Raw genomic sequence first — 12,417 nt, 5'->3', positions numbered from 1 at the left:
GCGAGTTGGTGTTGTTGAGACGTGCTGGTGTTGCTACTTGCTGGTGTTGCGACTTGCTGGTGTTGCGACTTGCTGGTGTTGCGACTTGCTGGTGTTGCGACTTGCTGGTGTTGCTTCACGGGTAGTTACGTCATCTCCCGTGCTTCTAGATCTTCTTCGCTCCGACGCGCAGGAGACTACACACAGCTCTGGGCGAATGTCTACCTCAGGCGGGTGAGGTTTTGTGGTCGAGAGAGGGGGCTGGTGACTACCAGCTGGTCATGCCGTGCGCAGCGCGCTGCCGCGCCGACACCTCCGCCCCGTACGCAGCCTGCGCCTGCCGTCGCGCGAGCTCCGCGTCGGTGAGGGGCTCGGCGGCCTGGAGGCGGGCGTGGAGGTCGCAGAGGAAGATCCGGGAGCGGTGCGGTCGCGGCGGCGTCACCATCGGGCGGGTGTTCCACGACTCCTCTGCCGGGATCACGCCGGAGTCGTACGGACATGACGAGCCACACGAGCATGCCGGCCGCCACGACCAGCGCCCAGACACGGAACGCAGCTTCCCGGATGCTGGCGGCCGGACTGGGGAATGCCGACGGTTGGGCCTCGATCAGATCCTGCTCACCTGTGGTCCGGGCAACCTGGCATCCCGCCAGGTCGTCCTTGCAAACGGTGGACGACCCGACGGAAACGCCGCCGGTGAAGACCGCTTCTGGATCACCGCCACCAGGGATCAGAAGACCCGACCGCCCATATCCCCAGGACCGCGACACATCGAAATGCGAGGGTTCCCGTAGGGTTCCCCGGATGTCGGGCGGGGTCGGGGATGTGGCGGGCGTGGTACTGGCCGGCGGGCGGTCCTCGCGGATGGGCACGTCGAAGGCCGCCCTCGAGTGGCACGGATCCACCCTGTTGTACCGGACGGCGGCGCTCCTCGCCCGCACCGTCGACGGCCCGGTGGTCGTCGTCGCGTCGCCCGGGCAGGAGCTGCCGGAGCTGCCCGCCGGAGTCGTGGTCGTGGCGGACCCGGTCGAGGGGGTGGGCCCGATGCAGGGCATCGCCACCGGGCTGGCGGCGCTCGCCGAGAAGGCACCTGCGGCGTTCGTCTGTTCCACGGACATGCCGTTCCTGCATCCCGCGTTCGTCCGGCGCGTGCTGCGCGGCCTCGACGGGCCGGGCACCGACGTCGCGCTGCCGTTCGCCCTCGGCTTCCGGCAGCCCCTGGCCGCCGCTTACAGAACCGCGCTGGCCGGGCTGATCGCGTCGTTGATCGCGCAGGGTCGCAGCCGGCCGGGGATGCTCTACGAGCACTGCACCGTGACCCGCCTCGACGACGCCGACCTGCTCGCCGACGCCGATATCGCCCGGCTCGATCCGGACCTGGACTCCGTCGTCAACGTCAACGCCCCCGACGACTACGCGGCGGCGCGGGCCCGGTTGCCCGCGGAGGTCGTGGTGGAATGCTTCGGCGCGCTGGCCGGTGGCGGCCGGCGCGGCCCGCACCGGGTCCGCGTCGCCACGCTCGGGGATGCCGCTGCCGCCGTTGAGCTCGACCTGGACCGGCACGTCGTCGCGGCACTCAACGGCGACCGGATCACGCGCGACCCGTTGTTGCCCCTGGTGGCCGGCGACACGGTCGCCTTCATCTCCGCCGACGCGGGCGGCTGATAGGCGCCTACAGTCGCGGTCATGGCTGCAGGCGGCTACTTCGGGCGGGCGCTGGTGGTCGACGTCCGCGGGGGTACGGTCGTCGGTACTCCGCTGGACCTCGACGAGCGCGTGCTGCGCGCCTATCTCGGCGGCGTCGGGCTGGGCACCTGGTTGATGCACCGGCTCGCGCCGCCCGGCGTCGACCCGCTCGCCCCGGCCGCCCCACTCGCGTTCGTGTTCTCCCCGCTGGTCGGCACGCCGCTGACCACCAGCGCGAAGTTCGCCGTGGTGGCCACCTCGCCCCTGACGGGCCTCCTCACCGACGCACTGGCGTCGAGCCAGTTCGCCATCGCCGGCAAGCTCACCGGCCACGACGCCATCGTGGTGCGCGGCCGCGCCGACGCGCTGTCGGTCGTGCTCGTCGACGCCGGAGGCGTACGGCTGGAACCGTGTCCGGAGCTGGCCGGGATGGCCGCCGCCGACGCCGAGACCGCGCTGTCGGTGCGGTTCGGACGCGGTTGGCGCAGCGCCGCGATCGGCCCGGCCGGGGAACGCGGGGTCCGCTACGCCACGATCAGCCACGACGGCCGCCACGCCGGTCGCGGCGGGCTGGGGGCGGTGCTCGGCGCCAAGAACATCAAGGCCCTGCTGGTGAGGGCAGGCACCAAGGCGGCCGTCGCCGACGCCCCCGCCGTCCTGGCCGCGGCCCGTGACCTGCGGGAACGCAGCTTCGGACCGGCCACGAAGAAGTACCGCGAGCTGGGCACGCTGGCCAACCTGCTCGCGTTCAACGCGGTTTCGACGCTGCCCACCCGCAACTTCACCGCCGCCACGTTCGACGGCGCGCCGAAGCTCGCCGCCGAGGAGCTGCACGAACTGCGCGGGGTAGCCCGCAACAGCTGCGCGTCGTGCTCGATCGGCTGCGAGCACATCTACTCCCGGCGCGGGGGCGGGTCGCAGCGCATGGAGTACGAGAACGTGTTCGCGCTCGGCCCGATGTGCGGTGTGTCGGATCCCGACGACGTGTTCGCGGCCAGCGCTCGCTGCGACGAGCTGGGCATCGACACGATCTCCGCGGGCGGCACGATCGCGTGGGCGATGGAGTGCGCCGAGCGCGGCCTGATCGACGCGCCGTGGCTGCGCTTCGGCGACGGCACCGCCCTGCTGCGTGCCCTGGAGCTGATCGGCACCCGCGAGCCGGGGCTCGGCGAGCTGCTGGCGCAGGGCTCCCGGCACGCGGCCGGGGTGGTGGGTGCGGGGTCGATCGACTTCGCGCCGCAGGTCAAGGGTCTGGAGCTGCCGGGCTACGAGCCGCGCACGCTACAGGCGATGGCGCTGGGGCTCGCGGTGAACTCTCGCGGAGCGGACCACAACCGCTCGGGGGCCTACGAGGCCGACCTCTCCGGCGAGGTCGACCGCCTCGACGGCGGCGACCCGCACGTCGTCGCCGCGATCGGCACCGAGGATCGGGCCGCGGTGATGGACTCCATGATTCTTTGCAAGTTCCTGCGCGGGGTGTTCACCGATCCCTTCACCGAGTGGGCGGCCCTGCTGGCCCCCGTCACCGGCTGGACGCTCGACGCCGACGAGCTGCGGGCCACCGCGCGGCGGATCGTCACCGCCAAGCGGGCCTTCAATCTGCGCGCGGGTGCGACGGCCGCCGACGACACATTGCCCGCGCGGATGCTCGAGACCCCGCTGGTGCTCGCGTCGGGTCGGTCGGCCGCCCTCAGCGCCGCGACCCTGGGGTCGATGGTGGCGGGCTACTACGCCGCCCGGGGCTGGGACGCCGACGGCAGGCCGTCCGCCGGCGACCTCGGCGGGCTGCTGCTGGACTAGGCTCGGCGTGTCCGCGCTCACAGTCGATCCGGGGGGGACACATGACCACGCTTCAGGAGCCGTCCGCACCCACGGCCGCCCCGACCGTCACCGCGACGATCGACGGCCGCGAGGTCACCGTCCCCGACGGCACCACGATCTTCGACGCGGCCCGGCAGGCCGGGATCGACATCCCCGTGCTGTGTCACGACGAGCGCTACGACCCCGTCGGCGTGTGCCGGATGTGCGTCGTGGACACGGGTGGCCGGGTGTTCGCCGCGGCCTGCGTCCGGCCGTGCGAAGACGGCATGACGGTCACGACGACGAGCGCCGAACTGGAGCGCAACCGCGCCACCCTGACCGAACTGCTGGTGTCGGATCAGCCGGTTCGCGCCGAGGATCCCAAGCAGACCACCACCGGCGACAACCTCCTGCTCGCTCTCGCCGACGGCTTCGGCGTGGCCCGCGAGTCCACGGAGCTGCCGTGCGGTTCCGGTCGCGGCACCGACTCGTCGAACCCGGTGATCGACGTCGACCACGACGCCTGCATCCTCTGCGACCGCTGCGTCCGGGCCTGTGACGACATCCAGGGCAACGACGTCATCGGCCGCTCGGGCAAGGGCTACTCCACGCGCATCGCGTTCGACCTGAACGACCCGATGGGCAGCTCCTCGTGCGTCACGTGCGGCGAGTGCGTGCAGGCCTGCCCGACCGGGGCGCTGACCAACAAGCCCATCCGTGGCATCCCGATCCGCCCACGCGAGGAGCTGGACGCCGTCGACTCCGTGTGCCCCTACTGCGGGGTCGGCTGCGCCCTGACCTACTACGTCGACCGCGAGCACGGCGCCATCGCCTTCGCCGAGGGCCGTGACCAGCCCGGATCGCAGAGCCGGCTGTGTGTGAAGGGCCGCTACGGCTGGGACTACTCCGCGTCGCCGCAGCGCCTGACGGTGCCGCTGATCCGCGTCGACGCCGCGTACCCGAAGGGCCCGCTCTCGGCCGACGTCCGCGGCGACGGCGCCGGGGGCACCCACAACGACCGCGGCCGGGCCGGCGACGGGGGCAACCGCAGCGGCGGGGGCCGCAAGGACGGGCGGCCGGGCAAGGACCGGGGCCGCAAGCCCGGCGGCCTCGTCGACTACGACGAGGTGCTGCCCCACTTCCGCGAGGCCACCTGGGACGAGGCGCTCGACCTCATCGCCCGCCGCCTGATGGAGGTGCACGCGACGGGCGGGCCGGGCGCGATCGCCGGGTTCGGTTCGGCGAAGTGCTCCAACGAGGAGGCCTACCTCTTCCAGAAGCTGATCCGCACGGGCTTCGGCACCAACAACGTCGACCACTGCACCCGGCTGTGCCACGCCTCGAGCGTCGCGGCGCTGTTCGAGGGCGTCGGCTCGGGCGCCGTGTCCACCACCTACGGCGATGTCGTCAACGCCGACGTCGTGATCATCACCGGCTCCAATCCCACCGCCAACCACCCCGTGGCGAGCTCTTTCTTCAAGCAGGCCCGCCGGCGCGGCACGAAGATCGTCTACGTGGACCCGCGCGCGTCCACCGTCGCCGAGCACGCCGACGTCTTCGTGCAGCTCAAGCCGGGTACGGACGTGGCGTTCTACAACGCGGTGATGCACGAGGTGATCCGGCTCGGGCACGTCGACCGGGAGTTCGTCGCCGCCCGCACGTCCAACTACGACGAGCTCGCCCGGACCGTCGCCGACTACCCGCCCGAGCGCGCGGCGCAGATCACCGGCGTGGACGCCGACACGATCCGTCTCGTCGCGAGGTTGTGGGGCGAGGCGGGGGCCGCGGTCGTCTACTGGGGGATGGGGATCTCCCAGCACACCACCGGCACCGACAACGCCCGCTGCCTCATCGCGCTGTGCTCGATCACCGGCCAGGTCGGACGTCCGGGCACGGGGCTGCACCCGCTGCGCGGGCAGAACAACGTGCAGGGCGCGTCCGATGCGGGCCTGGTGCCGATGTTCTACCCCGACTACCAGGGCGTCGACCGCGAGGCCGCGCAGGCCCGCTTCGAGGAGGCCTGGGGCACGGCGCTCAACCCGAACCGCGGCCTGACCGTCACGGAGATCATCAAGTCGGCGCTGCAGCCCGACGGCGTGCGCGGCATGTACATGCTCGGCGAGAACCCGTTCCTGTCCGATCCGAACATCAACAAGGTGCGCAAGGCGCTGTCGGCGCTGGACTTCCTGGTGGTGCAGGACATCTTCCTCACCGAGACCGCCGAGTTCGCCGACGTGATCCTCCCGGCCACCTCCTACCTGGAGAAGGACGGCACGTACACCAACACCGACCGCCGGGTGCAGCTCGGCCGCAAGGTGATGGACGCCCCCGGGCAGGCCCGACCCGACTGGGAGATCGTGCAGGACATCGCCCGGCGCATCGGGCTGGACTGGAACTACGGCGCTCCCAGCGAGGTGTTCGACGAGATGGTGGCGCTGATGCCGTCGTACACCAACCTGGCCTACGACAATCTGGGGCTCTCGGGGAAGCTGTACCCGAACGCCGATCCCGAGCACTCCGACGGCACGGTCGTCATGTTCGACGAGCACTTCAACACCGACGACGGCCTCGCGCACCTCGTCCCCGCGCAGTGGTTGCCGGCCAAGGAGCTGCCCGACGCGGAGTACCCGCTGGTGCTCAACACCGGCCGGCTGCTGGAGCATTGGCACACCGGCTCGATGACCCGTCGGTCGTTCGCGCTCGACGCCATTTCGCCGGTGGCCGAGGTCTACATGCATCCCAAGGACGCGGCCGACCGTGGCCTCGCCCACGGGCAGATGGTGCAGGCCCGGTCGCGGCGCGGGGCCATCGAGCTGCTCTTGCGGGTCAGCCACCGCGAGCAGCTGGGCAACGTCTTCATCCCGTTCCACTTTCGGGAGGCCGCGGCCAACCTCCTGACCATCGACGAGATCGACCCGGTCGGGAAGATCCCCGAGTTCAAGTTCTGCGCGGTACAGGTGGGGGCGCTGTGACGCCCGCCGACGTGCTCGTTCCCGCGGAGGCGGCATCATGACAGCAGTTCAGCCCAGGGTTCCCGGTGTCGAGGCCCGGGCCGGGAAGTTCCCCGGGCCGTCGCTGATCCCGGCGCTCAACGCGATCCAGGCCCGCCTCGGCTGGCTCCCCCGCGAGGAGTTGGAGGAGCTGGCCCGCGACACCAGGCGGCCGCGCTACGAGATCGAGGGCCTGATCTCGTTCTACCCGCACTTCCGCACCACCCCGCCGGTCAAGGTGGCCCTGCACGCGTGCCACGACCTGCCGTGCTTCCTGCGGGACGGCGAGGCCCGGATCGCGGAGCTGCGCGAGCGCTACGGCGAGGCTGGGACCGACAACCGGGGCGACGTCGAGCTCGTCGAGGTCTCGTGCCTGGGCCGCTGCGACATCGCGCCCGCGGTGGCCGTCAACGAGCGGCCGGCGCCCCTGTCGTCCGTCGACGAGCTGGTGGCCGACGCCCGCGGCGACGGCGTCGGTGACGCGGTCGCCGTGCTGCGCGACGAGCCGTGGCCCAACGACCCCTACCCCGCCGGCTCCGATGTCGGTTCCCGGTACGCGACGCTGCGGGCCCTCCTCGACGGCTCGCTCGACGCCGACGACATCGTCGCGACGCTCAAGGACTCCGGCCTGCGCGGCATGGGCGGCGCCGGCTTCCCCACGGGGCAGAAGTGGGAGCTGGTGCGCGGGGCGCAGCCCGGCAGCACCAAGTACGTCGTCTGCAACGCCGACGAGTCCGAGCCCGGCACGTTCAAGGACCGGCAGATCCTCGCCACCCAGCCGCACCTGGTGCTGGAAGGTCTGTTGCTGGGCATGGTCGTGGTGGGGGCGGAGGCGGGCTGGGTCTTCATCCGGCACGAGTACGGCCCCGAGGAGCACCTGCTGCGGGCCGAGATCGACGCCCTGCGCGCGGCCGGCCTCGTCGGGCCCGGGCGGCAGGTCGACGTATTCGTCTCCCCCGGCGGCTACATCCTCGGCGAGGAGACCGCGCTGCTGGAGTGCATGGAGGGCCACCGCGGCGAGCCCCGCAACAAGCCCCCGTTCCCGGGCAACTATGGGCTTCACGGCCGCCCGACCCTGATGAACTCCGTCGAGACGTTCGCCGACGTGCCCGTGATCGTGCAGCGCGGGGCGCAGTGGTGGGCCGACCAGGGACTCGGCGAGTCGGTGGGCTGGAAGTTCTTCGCCGTGTCCGGTCACGTCGAGAAGCCGGACGTCTACTGCGTGCCGATGGGCACCACCGTCGGGTCGCTGATCGAGCTGGCCGGCGGGGTGAGCGAGGGCCGGCAGGTCGGGGCGGTGCAGCCGGGCGGGGCGTCGTCGAACTTCATCGGGCTCGACCAGCTGGACCTGGCCCTCGACTTCGGCTCCGCGGCGAAGGCGGGCACGATGCTGGGCTCCGGCGCGGTCGTGGTGCTCGCGGAGGGCACCGACCTGCTCGCGGCGTCGACCAACGTGCTGCGGTTCTTCCGCAACGAGTCCTGCGGGAAGTGCGTGCCCTGCCGGGTCGGCTCGACCAAGGCCCACGAACTGCTGGTCGGTCGCTCCACCCTCGACGACGACGAGCGCGCGCAGGTCCTGCGGCTGGAGGAGGCCATGCGCAAGACGTCCATCTGCGGCCTCGGGCAGGTGGCCCTGGGCCCGGTGGTGAGCGTGCTCGGCCTGGACAAGGGCGGAGCGGCGGCGCGCGACCAACCGAGGCCGGGTGGTGCTACGGGCCAGCCCGACCGGTGAGTGAGCTTGCGAGCGAACCAGTGTCACAGCGCCCTTGCGCGAAGCGCCGACCGAGCGGCAGCGAGGGAGAGCGATGAGTGGGCGGGAGTTCTTCACCACCCGCACCGTGTCCGAGGTGCTCGCCGGCTTCCGGCCCGCCCGGCGTACGGCCGTCGAGGCCGTACCGTTGGACGCTGCGCTGCACCGCGTGCCGGTGCGGGCGGTATCGGCTGCGGCCGCGCTGCCCGGGTTCGCCCGGTCCACGGTGGACGGCTTCGCGGTACGGGCCGCCGACACCTACGGCGCGTCGGAGGGTCTGCCGTCCTACCTCGACCTCGCCGGAGCGGTACGGATGGGGCGGGCCCCCGACATCGCCGTACCCCCGGGGGGCTGCGTCGCGATGCCCACCGGCGGGGTGCTGCCCCCGGGCGCCGACGCCGTCGTCATGGTCGAGTACACCGCCGAGACCATGCCCGGCACTATCGAGGTGACCCGGCCGGTGGCGCCCGGGGCGGGGCTCGTCCGGGCCGACGAGGACGTCGCCGCCGGCGCGGACCTGGTCCCCGGCGGCCGCCCGCTCCGCGCGCCCGACCTGGGGCTGCTCGCCGCCGCCGGCGTCGTCGAGGTGGCGGTACATGCACGTCCCCGCGTGACGATCCTGTCCACCGGGGACGAGGTGGTGGCGCCGTCGACGCCCGCGCTGCAGCCCGGGCAGGTGCGCGACGCCACGGCGTCCGCACTGGCGGGGCTGGTGCGCGACGCGGGCGGCGACCCGATGATCGCCGGCATCGTCCCCGACGACGCGGGCGCGCTCGGCGCTGCGCTGAAGGACGTCCTGCACGACGCCGATCTCGTCGTCGTCTCGGCGGGCTCGTCGGTCGGCGCCCGCGACGAGACCGCGGGTGCGGTGGCCGCGCTCGGCGAGATCTGGTGCCACGGCATCGCACTCAAGCCGGGCAAGCCGACGTTGCTCGCCGACTGCGACGGCGTCCCGGTGCTAGGGCTGCCGGGTAACCCGCTCTCGGCCCTGGTCGTGTTCCGGCTGGTCGGGGTGCCACTCGTATGGCGACTCGCCGGCTGCGAGCGCCCGCCGCCGGAGCCGTCGACCCGCGCCCGGCTCTCCCGCGATCTCCCGTCCGCCGCCGGTCGGGTCGACGTCGTGCAGGTCACCGTGGCCGACGGAGTGGCGACACCGATCTTCGGACCGTCCGCGCTGCTCTCGGTGCTCACCCGCGCCGACGGCTGCTTCGTCGTGCCCGAGCCCGCTACCGGCCTCGACGCCGGCACCGAGGTCGATGTGATGCTGTACCGATGACCAGCCCGTTCGTCTCCGATGTCCCCACCGAGCAGGCCACGGCGGCGTGGCGGGCCGCATGCAGGGCGGCGGGGTGCGCGGAGCGGGTGGACGCGGTGCGGCTGGCGGTCGGCGAGGCGGTCGGGCGGGTCACGGCCGAGCCGGTGTGGGCGCTGCGGTCGTCGCCGGCGTTCGACTCCGCCGGGATGGACGGCATCGCGGTCCGCGCGGCCGACACCATCGGCGCCGCCGAGACCACACCTGTGTTGCTGACGGAGTTCGAGGTGGTCGACACCGGCGACCCGCTGCCCGATGGTTACGACGCCGTCGTGATGCGCGAGCACGTGCACCACACCGGCGATGGCAAGGCCGAGCTGCGGGCCGCGGTGCCGCCCTACCAGCACGTCCGCTCGATCGGCGAGGACATCAGCGCCACCGAGCTGCTGCTGCCCGAGGGGCACCGGCTGCGGCCGGTCGACGTGGCGGCGTGCGCGGCGGCCGGGGCCGTCGAGCTGGTGGTACGACGGAAGCCGCACGTCGTGGTGATCCCGACGGGGGACGAGATCCGGCCGATCGGCACCGAGCCGGGCCCGGGCGAGATCCTCGACACCAACTCGTTGATGCTCGCTGCACAGGCCCGCGAGATCGGGTGCACCGCGCAGGTGGGGGCCATCGTCTCCGACGACCCGGAGCTGATCACGGCCGCGCTGCGGGACGCTGCAGCCGGAGCCGACCTGGTGATCCTCATCGCCGGGTCGAGCGCCGGGCGCGACGACCACACGGCCCGCGTCGTCGCCGGGGCCGGGACGCTCGCCGTGCACGGGGTGGCGGTGAAGCCCGGCCATCCCGTCGTGCTCGGGACGGTCGGTGACACGCCCGTCCTCGGTGCGCCCGGCTATCCCGTCTCCGCGGCGCTGACGTTCGACATCTTCGCCGCACCGTTGCTCGCAGCCCTCGAGGGCACCGCACCGCGGGAACGCCCGTCCACCACCGCGCGGCTCGCCCGCAAGCTCGCCTCGGCGATCGGCACCGACGACTGGGTACGGGTGCGGCTGGGCCGAGTGCGGAACGAGATCGTCGCGACCCCGCTCCCTCGCGGCGCGGGGGTGCTCACGTCGCTCGTGCGCGCCGACGGCCTGCTCGTCGTGTCGGCCGGGCTGGAGGGCCACCACGCCGGTGAACAGGTCCGGGTCGAGCTTCTTCGCGGGCTGGGCGAGATCGGCCGCACCATCGTCGCGATCGGATCGCACGACCTCGTGCTGGACGTGTCCGCCTCCGCGCTACGCGCTGCTGACCCGCTGATCACCCTGGCCTCGTCCAACGTCGGCTCGCTCGGCGGCCTGGTCGCGCTGCGCGACGGCCTGTGCCACCTCGCCGGGTCGCACCTGCTGGACCCGGACTCCGGCGAGTACACGCTGCCGTACGTGGATCGGCTGCTCGGCTCGTCGGGGATCGCAGTGGTCCGCCTGGTGCACCGCGACCAGGGTCTGATCGTCGCGCCCGGCAACCCGTTGGGCCTCTCCGGCATCGAGGACCTACCCCGCGCGCGCTATGTCAACCGGCAGCGGGGCGCGGGCACGCGGGCGCTGCTCGACCACGAGCTCGGCAACCGCGGCATCGACCCGGCGCAGGTCTCGGGCTACTCCCGGGAGGAGCACACCCACCTTGCCGTCGCCGCCGCGGTGAGCGCCGGGCGTGCCGATGCCGGGATGGGCATCCTCGCGGCGGCCCGCGCGTTCGGGTTGGACTTCGTCCCCGTCGCCCGTGAGCCCTACGACCTGGTCCTGCGCACGGACACATTCGTCGACGAGCTGCTCGCCCCCTTGTGGGCGCTGCTCGAACGACCCGAGTTCCGGGCCGGCGTGGAGGCATTAGGCGGGTACTCGTGCGCCGAGACCGGGCGGCGCATCAGGTGAACACCCGCTCAGGGAGTACGTCCACCTCGCAGAGGAACCCTTATCTGAGCGGACGACCAACCACCTGATCCAGCCAGTGCAACGATGACCATTTCTGCAGTTCAAGGAACTGACAGAGCCCGAGGTCGGGATCGAACCGACGACCTACCGCTTGACCGCTTCGGATGACTTCATTTCGTGCCACATCCGGTGCCACACCCGCCTGGCCTGCCGCCGCGAACCGCGTCGGTTGACCGTCGCCATGTCAACGCGCCGACAGTCACCCCGGCTGGGCTGGCTGGCACGTGTCGCCCCGGCGGAGCCCCCTACTGTTCGGGGCTGGCCGCGCGACCATCAGGTGCATGTCCCATGGCAATCGGCCCGACCGGCCCGCCCTGTACGCGGCCCTCGGCGACTCGATCTCGATCGACGAGTACGCCGGCGGGCCCGGGCTGGGCGGGGCGAGCCTGTTCGCCCGCAACCGCGACGACACCTTTCCGCACTGGCGCGGCCGCGACCTCGCCACCATGCACGCCGGTCTGCGCTACCACCTGCTCGCCGTGGACGGCGGCACCACCGAGACCGTCCTGGACCACCAGCTCCCCCAGCTGCAACGGTCGGGCGCCGCGCCCGCCGTCGTGACCCTCACCGTCGGTGGCAACGACCTGCTCGGCGCCTACGGCGACACCCCCCGCGCACGACGGGTCATCGAGGTCGTGCGCCGGCGCCTCGGCCAGACCCTCCGCCGGCTCCGGCCCCTGATGCAGGCACCCGGCGACCCGATCATCGTCGGGACGGTCTACGACCCCAGCGACGGCACCGGTGACGCCGCGCGAATCGGCCTGCCACCGTGGCCCGACGTCGTGAACCTCCTTGCGCAGCTCAACGCCGAGCTGACGCCGGTAGCCGTCGAGCACGGCGCCCGAGTCGCCGACATCCACCGGCATTTCCTCGGCCACGGGCTCCTGCGCGGCAACCCCGCCCAGACCCACCCCCGACCGGACGACCGCGACCTCTGGTACTGCAACGTGATCGAGCCCAACGCCTGGGGCGCCGACGGCG

At 72.5% G+C, this 12,417-nt stretch carries 8 protein-coding genes; 7 read left to right on the top strand and 1 reads right to left on the bottom strand.

Annotated features, from left to right (window positions below; all coding sequences use genetic code 11):
• Positions 1–247 precede the first annotated feature (247 nt).
• Positions 248–460 carry a hypothetical protein gene (locus tag JWP64_RS11200; RefSeq protein WP_297495593.1) on the bottom strand — a complete coding sequence of 71 codons (213 nt, stop codon included), beginning with the start codon at positions 458–460 and terminating at the stop codon, positions 248–250.
• Positions 461–783: 323 nt separating this feature from the next.
• Here JWP64_RS11200 and JWP64_RS11195 point away from each other — a divergent pair, with 323 nt between their 5' ends.
• From JWP64_RS11195 to JWP64_RS11165, 7 genes are all read left to right on the top strand, one after another.
• Positions 784–1,644, top strand: coding sequence for an NTP transferase domain-containing protein (locus JWP64_RS11195; protein WP_297495591.1), 861 nt, complete (start codon positions 784–786; stop codon positions 1,642–1,644).
• 21 nt (positions 1,645–1,665) lie between these two features.
• Positions 1,666–3,465, top strand: coding sequence for an aldehyde ferredoxin oxidoreductase C-terminal domain-containing protein (locus JWP64_RS11190; protein ID WP_297495589.1), 1,800 nt, complete (start codon positions 1,666–1,668; stop codon positions 3,463–3,465).
• 41 nt (positions 3,466–3,506) lie between these two features.
• Positions 3,507–6,437 carry a formate dehydrogenase subunit alpha gene (gene fdhF, locus JWP64_RS11185; protein ID WP_297495587.1) on the top strand — a complete coding sequence of 977 codons (2,931 nt, stop codon included), beginning with the start codon at positions 3,507–3,509 and terminating at the stop codon, positions 6,435–6,437.
• A 37-nt stretch (positions 6,438–6,474) separates the two neighbouring features.
• The gene (locus JWP64_RS11180) at positions 6,475–8,187 is read left to right on the top strand and encodes an NAD(P)H-dependent oxidoreductase subunit E (RefSeq protein ID WP_297495586.1); all 1,713 of its coding nucleotides are present in this window, start codon (positions 6,475–6,477) and stop codon (positions 8,185–8,187) included.
• A 73-nt stretch (positions 8,188–8,260) separates the two neighbouring features.
• Entirely contained in the window at positions 8,261–9,481 is a 1,221-nt protein-coding gene (gene glp, locus JWP64_RS11175) for a gephyrin-like molybdotransferase Glp (protein ID WP_297495584.1), read from the top strand.
• Positions 9,478–11,376: a molybdopterin biosynthesis protein gene (locus JWP64_RS11170; RefSeq protein WP_297495582.1), complete on the top strand. Its 1,899-nt coding sequence runs from the start codon at positions 9,478–9,480 to the stop codon at positions 11,374–11,376. The genes glp and JWP64_RS11170 overlap by 4 nt, the downstream gene beginning before the upstream one ends.
• Positions 11,377–11,717: 341 nt before the next feature.
• Positions 11,718–12,417 (top strand): SGNH/GDSL hydrolase family protein (locus JWP64_RS11165; protein WP_297495581.1); only part of this gene is annotated, 700 nt, incomplete at its 3' end.

Origin of the sequence: Pseudonocardia sp., assembly GCF_025465255.1 — a bacterium.
Lineage (GTDB): Bacteria > Actinomycetota > Actinomycetes > Mycobacteriales > Pseudonocardiaceae > Pseudonocardia.
The sequence above is the reverse complement of the archived record's forward strand: the minus strand, read 5'-3'. Positions and strand labels throughout refer to the sequence as shown.

Coding starts and splice junctions, on each gene's coding strand:
- JWP64_RS11170 (WP_297495582.1), top strand. CDS start 9,478: ATGACCAGCCCGTTCGTCTCCGATGTCCCCACCGAGCAGGCCACGGCG.
- fdhF (WP_297495587.1), top strand. CDS start 3,507: ATGACCACGCTTCAGGAGCCGTCCGCACCCACGGCCGCCCCGACCGTC.
- JWP64_RS11195 (WP_297495591.1), top strand. CDS start 784: ATGTCGGGCGGGGTCGGGGATGTGGCGGGCGTGGTACTGGCCGGCGGG.
- JWP64_RS11190 (WP_297495589.1), top strand. CDS start 1,666: ATGGCTGCAGGCGGCTACTTCGGGCGGGCGCTGGTGGTCGACGTCCGC.
- JWP64_RS11180 (WP_297495586.1), top strand. CDS start 6,475: ATGACAGCAGTTCAGCCCAGGGTTCCCGGTGTCGAGGCCCGGGCCGGG.
- glp (WP_297495584.1), top strand. CDS start 8,261: ATGAGTGGGCGGGAGTTCTTCACCACCCGCACCGTGTCCGAGGTGCTC.